This window comes from Cupriavidus sp. 01L45 (genome assembly GCF_056399885.1).
Genome location: NZ_JBFTSG010000076.1, coordinates 1 through 15,966 on the forward strand (window position 1 = coordinate 1; position 15,966 = coordinate 15,966).

14 protein-coding genes are annotated in these 15,966 nt (G+C 66.1%); 6 read left to right on the forward strand and 8 right to left on the reverse strand.

What is annotated here, in order from left to right:
- Nucleotides 1-101: 101 nt before the first annotated feature.
- The 8 genes from AC1DT6_RS36085 to AC1DT6_RS36120 all read right to left on the reverse strand — a co-directional run bounded on the left by AC1DT6_RS36085 (nt 102) and on the right by AC1DT6_RS36120 (nt 8,592).
- Nucleotides 102-596: a DUF3304 domain-containing protein gene (locus tag AC1DT6_RS36085; protein WP_477115393.1), complete on the reverse strand. Its 495-nt coding sequence runs from the start codon at nt 594-596 to the stop codon at nt 102-104.
- Nucleotides 593-757 (reverse strand): hypothetical protein, encoded by a 165-nt coding sequence (locus tag AC1DT6_RS36090; RefSeq protein ID WP_441633876.1) that lies wholly within the window; start codon nt 755-757, stop codon nt 593-595. Before AC1DT6_RS36090 ends, AC1DT6_RS36085 begins: the two co-directional genes overlap by 4 nt.
- A 54-nt stretch (nt 758-811) precedes the next feature.
- Entirely contained in the window at nt 812-973 is a 162-nt protein-coding gene (locus AC1DT6_RS36095) for a DUF3304 domain-containing protein (RefSeq protein ID WP_441633878.1), read from the reverse strand.
- Nucleotides 974-1,695: 722 nt separating this feature from the next.
- Nucleotides 1,696-2,037, reverse strand: coding sequence for a zinc ribbon domain-containing protein YjdM (locus tag AC1DT6_RS36100; RefSeq protein ID WP_441633880.1), 342 nt, complete (start codon nt 2,035-2,037; stop codon nt 1,696-1,698).
- A 184-nt stretch (nt 2,038-2,221) separates the two neighbouring features.
- On the reverse strand, nt 2,222-3,652 hold the full coding sequence (locus AC1DT6_RS36105; RefSeq protein ID WP_441633882.1) for an efflux transporter outer membrane subunit: 1,431 nt from the start codon (nt 3,650-3,652) through the stop codon (nt 2,222-2,224).
- 49 nt (nt 3,653-3,701) lie between these two features.
- Nucleotides 3,702-4,829, reverse strand: a complete 1,128-nt coding sequence (locus tag AC1DT6_RS36110; RefSeq protein WP_477111973.1) for an ABC transporter permease — start codon at nt 4,827-4,829, stop codon at nt 3,702-3,704.
- Between the two features lie 15 nt (nt 4,830-4,844).
- Nucleotides 4,845-7,601: a ribosome-associated ATPase/putative transporter RbbA gene (rbbA, locus tag AC1DT6_RS36115; protein ID WP_477115399.1), complete on the reverse strand. Its 2,757-nt coding sequence runs from the start codon at nt 7,599-7,601 to the stop codon at nt 4,845-4,847.
- 4 nt (nt 7,602-7,605) lie between these two features.
- Nucleotides 7,606-8,592, reverse strand: coding sequence for an HlyD family secretion protein (locus tag AC1DT6_RS36120; protein ID WP_477104424.1), 987 nt, complete (start codon nt 8,590-8,592; stop codon nt 7,606-7,608).
- Nucleotides 8,593-9,056: 464 nt separating this feature from the next.
- Here AC1DT6_RS36120 and AC1DT6_RS36125 point away from each other — a divergent pair, with 464 nt between their 5' ends.
- The 6 genes from AC1DT6_RS36125 (at nt 9,057) to AC1DT6_RS36150 (ending at nt 15,966) form a co-directional block, all read left to right on the forward strand.
- The gene (locus AC1DT6_RS36125) at nt 9,057-9,248 is read left to right on the forward strand and encodes a DUF3562 domain-containing protein (protein WP_441633888.1); all 192 of its coding nucleotides are present in this window, start codon (nt 9,057-9,059) and stop codon (nt 9,246-9,248) included.
- Between the two features lie 159 nt (nt 9,249-9,407).
- A complete protein-coding gene (locus AC1DT6_RS36130) occupies nt 9,408-10,067 on the forward strand; it encodes a hypothetical protein (RefSeq protein WP_441633890.1) in 660 nt (219 codons plus the stop codon).
- A 351-nt stretch (nt 10,068-10,418) separates the two neighbouring features.
- Complete coding sequence (locus AC1DT6_RS36135) at nt 10,419-11,831, forward strand: FAD-binding oxidoreductase (protein WP_441633938.1); 1,413 nt, start codon at nt 10,419-10,421, stop codon at nt 11,829-11,831.
- A 110-nt stretch (nt 11,832-11,941) separates the two neighbouring features.
- The gene (locus tag AC1DT6_RS36140; RefSeq protein ID WP_441633892.1) at nt 11,942-13,030 is read left to right on the forward strand and encodes an ABC transporter substrate-binding protein; all 1,089 of its coding nucleotides are present in this window, start codon (nt 11,942-11,944) and stop codon (nt 13,028-13,030) included.
- Between the two features lie 44 nt (nt 13,031-13,074).
- Nucleotides 13,075-14,163: an ABC transporter ATP-binding protein gene (locus tag AC1DT6_RS36145; protein ID WP_441633894.1), complete on the forward strand. Its 1,089-nt coding sequence runs from the start codon at nt 13,075-13,077 to the stop codon at nt 14,161-14,163.
- Between the two features lie 18 nt (nt 14,164-14,181).
- Entirely contained in the window at nt 14,182-15,966 is a 1,785-nt protein-coding gene (locus AC1DT6_RS36150) for an ABC transporter permease subunit (protein WP_477115400.1), read from the forward strand.

A 15,966-nucleotide genomic window follows, 5' to 3' on the forward strand; every position in this document is an offset into this window, starting at 1 on the left:
CTTGGTCCCCAACACACGGCGGAAAACCTCGCGCGGCGTCAGGCTGCAGCATTCGGCCGRATCTGGTGGGAGCGTGCGGTCGGGGGCAGCGATATAGCGCTTCATTGTTGGAACTCCTTCGACTTGTTCGGATCGACCGGATAGGGAATGGGGTGATTGGGACTATGTGCGTCGTAGCGCRCCGACACGACCACGCGGACCACGTCGTTCGGGAAGATGTGGGCATAGATGGTGCCGGCCTCGGTATAGGGCTCAATCTCGACCACCTTGGTCTTGATGACGTCCTTCCTGCCCTCCGGCATGTTCCAGCTCACCTTGACCTGCAGGCCGGGGCGATAGACTCGTGGCACACCTACGCAACACGTTCCGGCATTGGCTGAGCCATAGGCGCGCATGTTGTGGCCGGGCGTTCCGTCGATGCTGAACTCGTAGACGAAGCGATTCGTATGATTGACGCCGCCCACGGAGGCATAAACGAACTTGTCGGAGCGGTCAGTCGAGATGCCGCTGCCGCCGGCGCAGCCGGCCAGGAACAGGGACAGGAGAACGGCCTTGCCGAGGGCAATGCGCCGCGGTGCGGCGATATCGCGTTTCATCGTTGGAGCGCCTTCACTTCGTCAGGGTTAACCGGATAGGGAATGGGGTGATTGAGGCATTGTGCGTCGTAGCGCGCCGACACGACCACGCAGACCACGTCGTTCGGGAAGATATGGGCATAGATGGTGCCGGCCTCGGTGTAGGGCTCGACGTCGACCACCTTGCTCCCATAGAGGATCTTGGCCCCGTCCCGTGCCTTCCACTTGACGGTGACCTACAGGCCGGGTCGGTAGACCCGCGGCATCCCCACGCAACACGTTCCCGAGGTGTTGCCGTAGGCATCCACGTTTCCGCCCCATTGCGCGTCGATTGAGAAAAATGGCCAGTAGTTCGGCTGGGGTCGAAGGCGTGGGCAGTCCGCTCTTCGCTGGTGCACTCATGGAAGACGCTAATACATGTAAAGCATCTTTAAGTCATGAGGTTCCCAAGATTGCCTTTGCGTCGCATGCCAAGGCAGCCGCCATTGTTCAGGTGTATTCCTTCAGAGCTAATGGAAAGAGAGAATCATTACCCGAGGCACGCTGGAATGTATTTAGGAATTGTCTGAATTATTCGAAAATTTAACAATTTTTCACTTTGCTAAATCGTACGAATTCGAAAGGCAGTACGTCTCCCTTGCGGGACACGCGGACCAGCGGTGCGCAGGCATTGAGCTTGAACAATTCGCCCATCATATGGACCGATGAACCCACGCCCGCCGAGCTGAACGTAATCGTATCCGGGCACTGGCGCGCGTCGGCGGCAAGTTGCCAGCAGGCAGCTTCGGGTTCACCACCACGTGTGGTATCCCGGGCAGACCGCGGCGGCCTTCAGGGCGGTGGCCGGATGTAGTTGAACTTCTTGTAGGTGTTGCGGGTGGCGTGCAGGCCGACGGAGCGAGCGGCAGGGTGTAGCCGTCGGCCAGTATGTCCACCATCGCCTTGCCGCCAATGAGGCCCCTCGCGCTGGACGGCACGATGATGCGGATATTCCCGCCGGGATAGCCTGACTGGACGAGGACGCCGCCGGCAAAGGCGGCGCCGGTCACGGAGGAATTCGCCGCGCTGCCGGAAGCGCGGTTCGCCGCGCGACAGCGGGGCCTGTGACGTGCTGGCGGGCTCAGGCCTTGCGCAGGAAGCAGGCCTTGAGCATGAAGCTGCCACCGTCCATCTTGCAATCGACTTCGTGGTCGCCGCCCACCAGCCGGATGCTCTTGACCTTGGTGCCCATCTTCAGCGTGATGGACGAGCCCTTGACCTTCAGGTCCTTGATCAGCACCACGGCGTCGCCGTCATTCAGCACGGTGCCGTTGGCATCCTTCACCACCGCGTCCGCGCTGTCGTCCGCTTGCGGGGCGGCCAACATCGCCCACTCATGGCCGCAGTCGGCGCAGACGAAATTGTCGCCGTCAGGATAGGTGTTTTCCAGTGTGCATTGGGGGCAGGCGGGGATCGTGGACATGATGGTTTTGACTGTATGCGGATTGAGGGCCCAGAGGGCCTGGATGGCCTAGAGTATAACGTCGGGTGGGTGCCGGTTCCGGCATTCGTCCCCGGATGCGCGCCCGCGTACAGAGCCGCCAGGCAGGATGCAGTCTCCTTTCGCTGCCCTCCGGAACGGCCCCCTGCGGGTCTTCGTATGAGGCCTAGCTATTATCTCCAGGCGACCACGAACCGCCCAGCGCGCGGTATAGCTGCACGGCCGCCACGGCTTGTGCCGTCTGCGTCTGGATCTGTTCCTCCTCGCGCCGCAGCGCGTCGATACGCGCGTCCAGCACGTCCTGCAGCGTGCGCCGGCCGCCTTCATAGAGGCGCGTGGCGCTCTGGCTGTTGCGCTGCGCGGTAGCGACCACCGCATCCAGCCGGGCACCGCGCTGATCCAGGCCATGACGCAGGCCGTAGGCATTGTCCACTTCCTCCAGCGTGCGCAGCACGGCCTGGTCGTAGTTTGCCTGCGCGGCCTGCAGGCGGGCGTCGCCGGCATCGATATTGGCCTGGATGCGCCCGGCGGTGAAGATCGGCAACTGCACGCCGACACCGAGCAAGCCGCCCGTGCCGCTCAGCGCGGGCAGCCCGTCCACGTGCAGGCGCCCATCCTGGCCGAGGAAGGTCAGGTAGAAGCGCGGGAACAACTCCGCTTTTGCGCTGCCGAGCCTGGCGGCCTGCGCGCGCACCAGCGCGGCCGAGGCCCGGACATCCGGGCGCCGCTCGATGACCTGGGACGGCAGCTGCCCCGCCGGCGGGGCCGGCACGAAGAACGGCGGCGGCGGGGACAATGCCGTTGCGCTCTGCGGTATCTGGCCGGCGAGCACCGCCAGCCGGCGCTCCCGGATCGAGATCAGGTTGACCAGCACGGGCCGCTGCGCCTGCAGCGCGCCAAGCTGCTCGCTCACGCGATCGATGTCATAGGGCAGCGCCTGGCCGGCTGCATAGCGTGCGCGGGTGTAGCGCAGCAGTTCGCCGACAGTTTCCATGCTGCGGTCAAGCAGTTGCAGACGGCGCTGCAGGCCGCGCGCCGCGACATAGTTCTCGGCCACGTCGGCGGCAATCGCCAGGCGCGTGCCGCGCAGGCGCTCCTCGGCGCTGAGCGCGACGGCTGCCGCGGCTTGCGCGTCGCTGCGCCGGCCGCCGAAGATGTCGATCTCCCAGGCCACGGTCACGCCGGCAAGGTGGCCGTCCAGTCCGGGAGACATGTCGGGCAACCCAGCGGGGCTGCGCAGGTCGGCCACGCCCCGCGCGGCCAGCGCCTGCGCCGAGAGCGTGGGGTAGAGCGCCGATTCGGCCACCCGCCCGATGGCGCGCGCTTCCGCCAGGCGCGCCTGTGCGACGCGCAGGTCGATACTGGCTTGCAGCGCCTGGGTGACGCGCTGCGTCAGTTCCGGGTCGCCCCAGTTTTGCCACCACTGCGCCAGGTCCTGTTCCGCGGCTGGCATGCCCTGGGCGGGGGCTTCGCTGAACGCAGCGGGGGCCGCGATACCGCCGGGCACGGTCACGTCGACCGTGGTGCAGCCGGCCAGGCCCGCGGCGATACATGCGATGAGGCCGGTGAGGATGCCGCGTGCTGGATAAGTACTCAAGGCAGAAGTCCGTTTGGTGGGCGGGCGCGAGGTGCGATCAGGCATGGCGTTAACCCTGCTGTGCCAGCATGGAGCGGAACCGCGTCAGCGCCAGGGCGAGGAAGATCCCGCCCGCGGCCGTCACGCCCAGCAACTGCGGCCACACCACGTCCACGCCCGCGCCGCGGAACAGGATGGCCTGGGTGAGGTTGACGAACTGGGTCGTCGGCAGGAACTGGACCGCGTGCTGCATGGCCTGCGGCATGCTCTGCACCGGCGTGGCGGCGCCGGACAGCAGGTAGGCAACGGCATAGGTCGGCACCGCCAGCAGGCCGAACTGCGGCATGGCCGGCGCGATGGTGGCGAGCCACATGCCGAGCGCCGTGACGGAAAACAGGTAGAGCGCCGTGCTCAGCGCAAACAGTCCCAGCGATCCCGTGACCGGCACCGCCAGCCACAGATGCACCACCAGCCACAGCGACAGCAGCGATGCCAGGAAGATCACCGCGCCGTTGGCGAGGATCTTGGCCACGGCGATCTCGCTGGCGCGTACCGGCATCACCAGCAAGTGCTCGATGGTGCCGTGCTCGCGCTCGCGGATCACCGCCGCGCCCACCAGGATGATGGCCAGCACGGTGATGTTGACCACGATCTGCATGGTGGATGTGAACCAGTGCGATTCCGTGTTGGGATTRAACATCACCGTGCTCTCCGCGCGCACGGGGAGTTGCGCCTCGATGCCCCGCGCATGCAGGAACTCAAGCACTTCGCGCGTGAAGATCTGCTGCAGGTAGGTGGCTCCCAGCCCCGCCTGCGTCATCGCCGTGGCATCGACCAGCACCTGCACCGCCGGCGTCCGGCCCGCCAGCACATCGGCTTCGAAGCGCGGCGGGATCTCGATGGCGAAGATATAGCGGCCACGGTCCATCTCCGCGTCGACGACGTGCCGGTCGACATCGACCGGCGTCTTGAAATACGGCGGACGGATCGCGTCGCGCAGGCGGCGCGACAGCTCGGAGTGGTCGCCGTCCACAATCGCCACCGACGCGTTCGACACCTCGGCCTTGATGCCCTTGGCCACCGAGTGCACGGCCAGGGTAAAGGCGAACACGATCAGCACCATCAGCGTGATATCGCTGAACAGGCTGCGCAGTTCCTTGCCGCACAGCCGGGCCACGTTCTTGCACCATTGGTTCATCGCGGCATCTCCCGGCTACGCCTCCTGCTTGCGCAGGAGCAGGCGCGCGCCAGTCAGGTATAGCAGCGCAAAGCCCAGCAAGGCCAGGTACATGGCGCCAAAGCTGCCGGCGCCCAGGCCCTTGGTGAAGCTGCCCAGGCTGACCAACTGGAACCACGACGACGGAAAGCCCAGGCCGATCCAGTAGCTGCTGCCGGTCAGCGTGGAAACGGGATAGAGCAGGCCGGAGAAGTTCACCGATGGAATCAGGCACAGGATGGCGGTGCCGAAGATGGCGGCCACCTGCGAACGCACGAAGGTGGACACCAGCAGGCCGAGCGCGGTGGCCGCCAGCACGAACAGCGCGGCGCCCAGCGACAAGGCGAGGAAGGAGCCCTTCAGCGGCACCTGCAGCAGCACGATCGCCAGGGCCACCAGCGTGAGGTAGCTGACCATGGCCAGCGCCACGTAGGGAAGCTGTTTGCCGATCAGGTATTCGCCCACGCTCGCGGGGGAGGCATAGAGGTTGGTGATGGATCCCATCTCCTTCTCGCGCACCACGCCGAGCGCGGTCAGCATGGTCGGGATCAGGATCAGCGCCAGCATGATGATGCCGGGCGTGATGGCATAGATGCTGCGGAATTCCTGGTTATAGATAAAACGCGACTCGATCGACACCGGCAGCGCGGCGGGGCGGGCCGGCAGCGCGCGCATCTGCGCATTGGCGTAGCCCAGCAGCACGCCGGTGACATAGGCGCGCGTGGTCGCGCCGGGGAACGGGCTGGACCCGTCCACGCGGAAGGCGAGTTGCGGTTGCCGGCCGGCCAGCAGGTCGCGCTCGAAACCGGGCGGGATATCGACGACCAGCATGTCGTTCGCGGCACGCAGGCGCCGGTCCGCGTCGGCCTCGCTGCGCACGTCGTTGGTCTGCACGAAGTAGCGCGAGCCGGAGAACTGCTCCACCAGTTCCCGGCTGGCGCGGCTCTGGTCGCGGTCCAGCACGGCGAAGCGCACGTTTTCGACGTCGAAGGAAACGCTCCATGCCGCGGCGCACAGCAGCACGATAGGGCCGAGGATGGCGAATGCCAGCCTGAGCTTGTCGCGCGCCAGTTCCATCGCCTCGCGCCGGGCGAAGGCCCAGGTGCGCGCCAGGGCCGAGCCGCCCGGATGGCCCGCGGGTTTGTCGTCCGGCGCGCGGGGCGGGGCCGGTTGCGCGGATACGGTAGCGGCGGCAGCGCCGTTCTCCGGGTTCTCCGCTTGCTCCAGATAGGTGACGAAGGCGTCCTCCAGCGTCTGCGCGTGGCAGCGCTCCCGCAGGGCCTCCGGGCTGCCCACGGCCAGCACGCGGCCGCGATGCATGAAGGAGATGCGGTCGCAGCGCGCGGCCTCGTTCATGAAGTGCGTGGAAACGAAGATCGTCACGCGCTGCTGGCGCGAGAGCTGGACCAGGTGGCGCCAGAACATGTCGCGCGCGCCGGGATCCACGCCGGAGGTAGGCTCGTCGAGGATCAGCACTTCCGGATGGTGCAGGCAGGCGGCGGCCAGCTGCAGGCGCTGGCGGATGCCGAGCGACAAGGAAGCGGGCTGCGCCTCGGCGTGCTGGTCCAGTTCGAAATCTTGCAGGGCTCGCCCGACCGCCTGCCGCGCGGCGTCGCCTTCCATCCGGTAGAGCCGGGCGTGCAGGTCCAGGTTCTGCCGTACCGTGAGTTCTTCGTAAAGCGAGAACGCCTGCGACATATAGCCCACCCGCATGCGCGTGCGCATGTCGCCGGCGTCGATGGTCTGGCCGAGCAGGCGCGCGGTGCCGCTGGTGGCATCGAGCAGCCCGGTCAGCATCTTCATGGTGGTGGTCTTGCCGCAGCCGTTGGAGCCGAGAAAGCCGAAGATCTCGCTGCGCTCGATGCGAAAGCTCACGTTGTCCACGGCGGTGAAAGCGCCGAAGCGCCGCGTCAGTCCCTCGGCTTCGATGGCGGGTTCGCCGTCGTCGGGCGGGCGGGGCGGGATCAGCAGGCCCGTCGCCTCGCCGCGCCGGGCCGACGGCAGCAGCGAGATATAGGCTTGTTCCAGATCGGTGGTGCCGGCGCGGGCCAGCACATCGGCGGTGCGGTCGCACACCAGCACCTTGCCTGCGTCCATGGCCACCAAGTGCTCGAAGCGCTGCGCTTCCTCGATATACGCGGTGGCGACAATGACCGTCATGTTGCTGTGCTCGGCGCGCAGGGCTTCCACCAGGGTCCAGAACTGGCGCCGCGAGAGCGGATCCACGCCCGTGGTGGGCTCGTCGAGGATCAGCAGGTCCGGGTTGTGGACCAGCGCGCAGCACAGCCCCAGCTTCTGTTTCATGCCGCCGGAGAGCTTGCCCGCCGGGCGGTCCGGGAAGGGCGCCAGGCCGGTGGCCGCGAGCAGGCGCCCGATGCGCTGGCGCCGCTCGGCGGCGCCCAGGCCGAACAGCCGGGCAAAGAAGTCGACGTTCTCGTAGACGGAGAGCGTCGGGTACAGGTTGCGCCCCAGCCCCTGCGGCATGAAGGCCACGCGCGGCAACAGCGCCTCCCGGGCCTGCCGGTCGCGCAGGTCCGCGCCAAGGACCGACGCGCTGCCTTGCTGGATGCGCTTGACGCCGGCGATCACCCCGAGCAGGGTCGACTTGACGACGCCGTCGGGGCCGATCAGGCCGATGGTGGCGTTGCCGGGCAGCGTGAGCGATACGTGGTCCAGCGCCACGCTGGCGCCATAGCGATGCGACAGGCCATCGATCCGGATGGCCGCGGCGCGGTCGGGGTGCGGGCCCGGCATGACGTCAGGCCGGCTGCTGGCGCAGCGCCAGCCTGGCTGGCCAGGGCTGAGTGGCATCCAGGCGCACGAAGCCATCGCCCGTCATGCCGGCCTTCAGCTTTGCCGCGTAGCGCTGCGCCACGTCCGGCGTCAGTTGCAGCTTGACGCGATACATCAGCTTGGCCCGCTCGGCATCGGTCTCGACATACTTGGGCGTGAACTGCGCCTCGCTGGCCACGAAGCTGATCCGGGCCGGGATGGGTTCGTCCTGCATGGCGTCCAGCACGATGCGAGCCTCGTCGCCGATGGCCAGCTTGCCGGCCGCGCCGGCCGGCAGGAACACGGTGAAGTACATATCAGCCAGGTTGAGCAGGGACACCACGCGCCCGCCCGCCGGCAGCACCGTGCCGACCTCGATCACGCGATACTCCACGCGGCCGGCCACGGGCGCGCGGATGGTGGCTTCGTCCCGCAGGATCTTCAGGCGGGCGATCTGCGCGTCGGCTTCCACGACCGCCGCCCGGGCTTCGCCAAGGGCGGCCCGCGCGCCGGTCACGCTCGCGCTTTCGCCATCCAGGCCAAGCTGCCGGCGATCCCGTTCGACGGATGAGATCTGGCGGTCCTGGTACAGCTTGACGGCTTCGGTCAGCTCCAGCCGCGCAAGGCGCTGGCGGCTCGCACGGGCATCGATTTCGGCCTGCGCGCGCGATGCGGCCTGCACGGCGCGCTCCCGCGCGGCGGTGGCGAGGTCCAGTTGGGCCAGCAGTTCGGCGTCGTCCTGGCGGGCCACCACGGCACCGGCGGAGAGGGCCTCGCCCTCGCGCACCGGCAGGTCGATCACGCGGCCGCCATACTTCACGGCCACGTCGAGCCGGCCGATTTCCATGCGCCCGTTGCTGTGGACGACAGAGGCCGGCCATGGATCGCGTTGGCCGGCGAACCACCACAGCGCGGTGCCAGTGACGGCGGCAAGGAACAGTGCCGCGATACCCCAGCCTGGTTTTATTTTCATCGGCTACCTGTGCGCTGAATAAGGGAATGCCGCCAAAGGGCTCCAGGGTTTCAGGGCGTCAGGGGAAATGGGAGGGAGGACGATGAAGACAAGCCTTGAACCGCGGGGCGACGGTGTGGGTGAAATGCTATCCGTCGCGCCGGCGCCGTGACTTGATCTAGCGCAAGTCAGTGGCGGCGCCGACACATTTCTGAAGAGGGGTTCTAATTCCTGGTGCCCCAGGATTCATGAAGCCATGCGCGATAAAGGCCCTCAAGGGCTATTCTGCAAAAAGCGCAAACCGTAGGGGCTTCCTTCGCAGAGACGGGCGCGGTTGACATGGATCAACGCCCGCCTGCCGGTCTCGCCGACACTCAATGCAGAAGCGCCGGGATTCCAGTCCGCTGGCGGGCATGGCCTTTCACCGATGCCCGTCCGCATCCGGGCGCGTCAGGTACTGCGGCCTCGCGAGAGAGACGTAACCGATGCATACCCACAGCGACGAAGAATGGATTCAGCGCATCGCGGAGGAGTTGGAGGCTCCTCCGGAGGCCGTGCGGCAAGTGTATCTTGAGGCGCTGCGGGATTTAAGTACGGATGCGCGCATCCATGACTACCTGCGCCTGTTCGTTGTGAAGCGTGTCACCGCTGCGTTGCGCAGGCGCCCGCAGGCGTAGCGCGTGCCGATATGCCGCGCGCCATCGGGGCGCGCGGAAACCGGTTCGCCTCGCGCAAACATCCCGCCCGGCACGCTTTGCGTCTATGGTTGAGGCAGGGCAATGTGTTGGCCGGGAGTTGCGATAAGCCTACCTGATGCCCTCCGTGACGGATCGCCTGTGCCTGTCGCCCACATCGGCGGCAAAAGGCACGGCACAAGCCTGGGGTCATTCAAGGAGAAGAAAATGAAGCGAAAGATGCTTTTGACCATGGCCACGACGGCCGCTCTGGCCGGGCTTGTGCAGCCGGTGTTTGCGCAGCCGGAAACCAAGGGCGAGATGATGACCGCGCCAGGAAAGGCCGCGTTTTCCGAAACAACGAAAGTGGCGGCTACCGTCATGAAGATCGACGCGGCAAGCCGCACTGTCACGTTGAAGGGCCCCAAGGGCCGGGTGTTCGATCTCGCGGTGGGGGACGAAGTGCGCAACTTCGATCAAATCAAGGTAGGCGACAAGGTCGTCGCCGAGTACAAGCAGGCCCTGACGCTGGAACTGAAGAAGGGCGGGGACGGGATTACCGAACGCACCGAACGCGAAGCCGGGGACCGCACCGCCGCGGGCGCGAAGCCGGGCGCGGCGGCAGGCAGGCAGGTGACGGTCGTTGCGAACGTCGTCGCCGTGGACATGAAAAAGCAGCATGTCACGCTGCAGGGCCCGAAAGGAAAGGTCAACCTGAATGTGCAGGATCCGGACCAGTTGAAGAACATCAAGAAGGGCGACCAGGTGCAGGCGGTCTATACGGAGGCCGTGGCCATCGCGGTGGACCCCGCGACCAAATAAGCTGTGTGCCGCATCAGAGCCTGCTGCCAGCTACGGTGRCAGGCCGATGCGGCAGTCGTCCGGATGGCGCCGGTGAGCGAGCGCCACCACCGTCATCCTGCAAGCCATCGCGCGCTTCGCTGCCTGTTTTAAATCCCCCCGCCGCAACCCACTGCAACGCACCATGTCCGACCCCGTGCACCACGGCGGCGCGTGCGTTTTCCTGCGCTGGTGCATGGCCTTTCCTGTTTAGGTAAAAACCCTGAAATAATTGCATTGCAATTGAAGAGATTGCGATTCGCATATTCGCGAACTATTCTCTGGACTATCGGATCGCCTGTCGCGGGTTGATCGTCAACTGGGAAATTCATGATGAAGTTGTTGCTAGATACCTTGTGCGATATCGTCGGCGCGACAGGGCTGCTCACCGCCAGCGACGATCTGGCAGGCTATGTCAGCGACTGGCGCGGCCGCTACAAGGGCACGGCACTTTGCGTTGCGCTGCCGCGCACCACCGAACAGGTTTCGGAACTCGTCAAGGCGTGCGTGGCCGCCGGCGTGGCGGTCCTGCCCCAGGGTGGCAATACCAGCCTGAGCGGTGGCGCGGTGCCGTATGAGCAAGGCAACTGCGTCATCGTCAATCTCTCGCGCATGCGGCGCATTGTGCGCATCGACCCGGCGGACAACTCGATGGAGGTGGAGGCCGGCTGCGTGCTGGCCGAGATCCAGGCCGCGGCCATCGAGGCGGGGCGCTTCTTCCCGATCAGCCTGGGCGCCGAGGGCTCCTGCCAGATCGGCGGCAACATCGCCACCAATGCGGGCGGCACCGGTGTGCTGCGCTATGGCAATACCCGCGAGAACGTGCTCGGCCTGGAAGTCGTCTTGCCGGATGGGCGTATCTGGCGCGGCCTGCGCACCTTGCGCAAGGACAATACCGGGCTTGACCTCAAGCAGATGTTCATCGGCGCGGAAGGCACGCTGGGCATCATCACCGCGGCCACGCTGAAGCTGCACCCGTTGCCGAGCGCGCACGCGATGTCGTGGGTCGCACCGGTCGACGTGGATGCCGCGCTGGCGCTGCTCGGCCTGTTCCAGTCCGCTTGCGGTGCGCGGCTATCCGCTTTCGAGCTGATGAACGCCAGCCAGCTCGACATCGTGCTGGAGCACGTGCCGGGCCAGCATGCGCCGCTCACCGGTGCGCATCCCTGGCATCTGCTGGTGGAGCTCAGCGATACCTGCGACGACGCGCGCTTGCAGGAAGTGCTTGAGGCCACGCTGGAAAAGGGCATGGAGCGCGGCCTGATCGCCGATGCGGCCATTGCCGCCAGCTCCGCGCAGCGCGAGGCGATGTGGAAGCTGCGGCACAGTGTGTCGGAGGGCAACAAGAAGGCGGGCATCGGCCTGACGCTGGACACCGCCGTGCCGGTATCGATGGTGCCCGCTTTCATTGCCGAAGCCACCCGCGCGATCGAAGAGGGCTTCGATGCGCGTGTCGTGGTGGTGGGCCATCTCGGCGACGGCAATATCCATTTCATCCCGTTCTTCGAGTTCGACACCTGGCAGGCCCTGCCCGACCAGGCGAAAACCGCCGCCGCGGTGCGCCGCGCCGGGCACGATGTCGCCGCCAGGTTGAATGGCACCTTCAGCGCGGAGCATGGCGTGGGCCGAACCTTGCTGGATGAGATGCGCCACTACAAGGGCGATGTCGAACTCGACCTGATGCGTACCGTCAAGCGCGCCTTCGATCCGCAGGGCCTGTTCAACCCTGGCAAGCTGATTCCCTGATTTTCAGATTCCTTGATTCCTTGATTCCTTGATTTCCTGATTGCCACCGGCTCAGGCCGGCCTCCCGATTTTTTTTCATTCCGATCCCCCGTCCCCGTAGGAGTACAGCCATGAGTAACGCCGACAAGCCGAGCAATCCATCGCGTCGCGACGCCTTTAAATTGCTGAGCGCCGGCACCGCCGCACTCGCCATGCCGGCGATCTGGACATCGGCCAAGGCGGCCTCGCAACGCATCGTAGTGCGCGACTCCGGCGGCGTCTTTGCCAAGGCGTATGGCGAGGTGTTCTACAAGCCGTTCACCAAGGCCACCGGCATCCAGGTTGTGGGCGTTCCGTCCAACGCGGAGCCCACGGCCCAGATCCGTACCATGGTGGACGCCAAGAACTACAGCTGGGACATGGCATCGATCAGCCAGCCTGCGATCGAGGTCCTGACCACCGACGGAAAGGATTACCTGGAGAAACACGGGCTGGGCGCGGATCCGGTGGTGGCTGGCATCCCGGCGCAATACATGTCGCCCTACGGCGTCGGCACCAACGTGTACACCACCGTGCTGGCCTACCGCACCGATGCGTTCAAGGGCCGCAAGGCGCCCGCGCAATGGAAGGACCTGTGGAACGTGCACGATTTCCCCGGCCGCCGCGCGCTGCGCAAGCATCCCTTCGATACCATCGAGGAAGCGTTGATGGCGGACGGGGTGGCGAACGCATCGGTTTATCCCTGCGACGTGGACCGCGCGCTGCGCAGCCTCGATAAGGTCAAGTCCAGCGTCGCCGTGTGGTGGAGCGGCGGCGCGCAGGTCGAGCAGATGCTCAAGTCGGGCGAGGTGGATCTGGTGGCTACCTGGATCTCGCGCGCGCAGTCCGCCATGGATGCCGGCGCGCCGGTCGCCATCTGCTGGGACCAGCACCTGTGGGGCGTGGACAGCTGGACCATCCTGAAGGGCACGCCCAACGCCGCCGCCTGCCGCGAGTTCATCAAGTTTGCCTCCGACCCCAAGCGCCAGGCGCAGCTCACGCAATACCTGGCCGCCGGCGTCACCCATCCGGACGCATTCAAGTACATCGATGCCAAGCACGCCGCGATGCTGCCGACCTACGCGGACAACATCAAGCGCGGCGTGAAGATCGATGCCAAATACTGGGTCAAGAACCAGGAGCCGGTGCTCGAGAAGTTCAATGCCTGGATCCTGAAGTGAAGCGCATGCGCTGACGTCGGAACTCTCTTGCAAAGGTAAGCGTGATGCAACAAGTAACACAGAAACTGCAGACCAGGCAGCTGTCCAAGCGCTATGGCGATTTCATCGCGCTCGCGCCCACGGACCTCTCGGTTCCGGAGGGCGAATTCCTGACCCTGCTGGGCCCGTCAGGCTCGGGCAAGACGACGCTGCTGAGCCTGATCGCCGGCCTGTCGCAGCCGGATGGCGGCAGCATCCGCATCAACGGCGCGGATGTGACCTACGGCGCGCCTTACGAACGGGACATCGGCATGGTGTTCCAGAACTACGCGCTGTTCCCGCACATGACGATTGCAGAGAACATCGGCTTTCCGCTGAAGATGCGCAAGATGCCGGCGCGGCAGGCGGAGCAGGAGGTCAGCCGTGCGCTGGATCTCGTGCGCCTGCCCCACGTTGCCCATCGCTTGCCCAAGGAACTGTCGGGCGGGCAGCAACAGCGCATCGCGCTGGCGCGTTGCATGGTCTACCGCCCGTCGATCATCCTGATGGACGAGCCGCTGGGCGCGCTGGACAAGAAGCTGCGCGACCAGATGCAACTCGAAATCAAGCGCATCCACCGCGAACTGGGCACCACCATCGTGTATGTGACCCACGACCAGGAAGAGGCGATGACGATGTCCGACCGCATCTGCCTGATGAATAGCGGCAGGATCGAGCAGCTCGGCAGTCCGGCCGATCTCTACTTCCGCCCGCGCACCACCTTCGTGGCGGACTTCCTGGGCGAGTCGAACCTGCTGCCGGCCACGGTCGAAGCGGTCAGCGGCGGCTTGCTCGACGTCAGCTTCGACGGGCTGCCCGCGCGCGGCACGGTGCAGGCCAATGGCGCCGCGTTCCGGCGCGGCGACCGCGCCAAGGTGATGATCCGTCCGCAGAATCTCCATGTCTCGGGGGCGCCGGGCGCGCCGAATACATTGTCGGCGCGGCTGGGCGATATCGTCGTGACGGGCGGTGTGACCAAATCCTACCTGGCACTGCCGGGCGACACGCCGCTGGTGGTGGCGGAACTGACCCGCGGCGCCCCTGGCCGCCATCTGCCTGGCGACACGCTCACGGTGAGCTGGCAGCCTGAAGATGCCGTTGCGATTCCGGAGTAAGCCATGATCACACAAGTCATGAAGGCGGCCGCGACGCCGGCCGCCAAGCGCCGGTCTGCCTGGCACCGCGATTTCCTGCTCGGCGCGCCCACCATCCTGTTCCTGCTGGTCATGCTGGTGTTCCCGGTCGGCCAGCTGATCTGGATGAGCGTGTCGGTGGACGGGCGCATTACCCTGGACCTGTACGCACGCCTGTTCCATTCGTCCGTCTACCTCGACGTGCTGTGGATCACGCTCAAGATCGYGGCCTGGACCACCTTGCTGGCCATCGTCGGCGCTTATCCGGTGGCTTACCTCACGTCGGCCGCCGGCGCGCGGGCAAAGAGCTCGCTGCTGTTCTGGATCCTGCTGCCGTTCTGGACCAGCTTCCTGGTCCGCATGTTTTCGTGGATCGTCCTGCTGGGCCGCAACGGCGTGCTCAACCAGCTCCTCAAGGCGGCTGGCGTGACGGATGCACCCGCCGATCTGCTCTACAACTTCGGCAGCGTGATGGTCGGCATGGTGCACGCCATGATGCCGCTGGCCATCCTGACGATGATCTCCGTGATGGAGAACATCGACCGCCGCCTGCCGCGCGCCGCGCTGACGCTCGGGGCACGCCCCGGCACGGCCTTCTGGCTGGTCTACTTCCCGCTGTCCATGCCTGGCGTGGCCGCGGCGGGCATCATGGTCTTCGTCACCTCGCTTGGCTTCTTCATCACGCCGGCGCTGCTGGGCGGCCGCCGTGAAACCATGATCACGCAGCTCATCATCGACCAGGTCCAGCAAACCATGAACTGGGGCTTTGCCGGCGCCATCTCGATGCTGTTGCTGGTGGCGGCGCTTATCGTGTTCGTGGTCTATGACAAGCTGGTTGGCCTGTCGACCCTGGCCGGCAGCGGCAATGCGCCGGCAGGGCGCCGTTCCGCCACGAACGGCCCGCTGCGTCGCGCCGGCTACCAGTTGCTGGGCGTGCTGGCCACGCTGTCCGACGGGCTGTCGCGCCTGTGGCCGCGCCGTAGCCGCGCGGCGGGCAGCGCGGAGGAGGGCGGCGGCAAGATGCTGTGGGCGGTGGTGATCCTGATTCTGGCCTTCCTGACGTTGCCGGCGCTGCTGATGATCCCGATCTCGTTCACGGGCGGCAGCAGCCTGGACTGGCCGCCACGGGGATTCTCGCTGCAGTGGTACAACGAAGTGTGGGAGTCGCCCACCTGGATGCAGGCCACGGTGCGCTCGCTGGTGGTCGGCGTGGGCACGGGCTTGCTGGCCATGCTGATCGGCACGCCCACGGCGTTCCTGCTGGTGCGTTCGAACATCCGCTGGAAGGCCGCGCTGCTGGCGTTCATCCTGCTGCCGATCATCGTGCCCAGGATGATCACGGCTGTGGGTATCTTCTACTTCTTCTCCAGGCTCAACCTGGTTGGTTCCGCGCTGGGCCTGATCCTCGGCCATACGGTCGTGGCGATTCCCTATGTGGTGATGACCATGATGGCGGTGCTGAAGAACTACGACACCCGCCTGGACCAGGCTGCGCAGAGCCTCGGCGCACGCCCCTGGCAGACCATGCGCTACGTCACGTTCCCGATCCTCGGCGCGGGTCTGTTGTCGTCGTTCCTGTTTGCCTTCGTGACCTCGTTTGACGAGCTGACCATCGCGCTGTTCGTGACCGGCGGTCTCGATTCGACCTTGCCCAAGCAGTTCTGGGACGAAGTGATCCTGAGCGTCTCGCCCACGATTGCCGCGGTGTCGAGCCTGTTGTTTGTCTTTATCGCCGTGGTGATCATGGCCGCGGACCGGTTGCGCCGGCGTAGCGCGGACCGCTGA

Excerpts from the sequence above, each read along its gene's own strand:
- AC1DT6_RS36120 (WP_477104424.1), bottom strand. The coding sequence starts at position 8,592 with ATGAAAATAAAACCAGGCTGGGGTATCGCGGCACTGTTCCTTGCCGCC.
- AC1DT6_RS36140 (WP_441633892.1), top strand. The coding sequence starts at position 11,942 with ATGAGTAACGCCGACAAGCCGAGCAATCCATCGCGTCGCGACGCCTTT.
- rbbA (WP_477115399.1), bottom strand. The coding sequence starts at position 7,601 with ATGCCGGGCCCGCACCCCGACCGCGCCGCGGCCATCCGGATCGATGGC.
- AC1DT6_RS36125 (WP_441633888.1), top strand. The coding sequence starts at position 9,057 with ATGCATACCCACAGCGACGAAGAATGGATTCAGCGCATCGCGGAGGAG.
- AC1DT6_RS36100 (WP_441633880.1), bottom strand. The coding sequence starts at position 2,037 with ATGTCCACGATCCCCGCCTGCCCCCAATGCACACTGGAAAACACCTAT.
- AC1DT6_RS36145 (WP_441633894.1), top strand. The coding sequence starts at position 13,075 with ATGCAACAAGTAACACAGAAACTGCAGACCAGGCAGCTGTCCAAGCGC.
- AC1DT6_RS36135 (WP_441633938.1), top strand. The coding sequence starts at position 10,419 with ATGAAGTTGTTGCTAGATACCTTGTGCGATATCGTCGGCGCGACAGGG.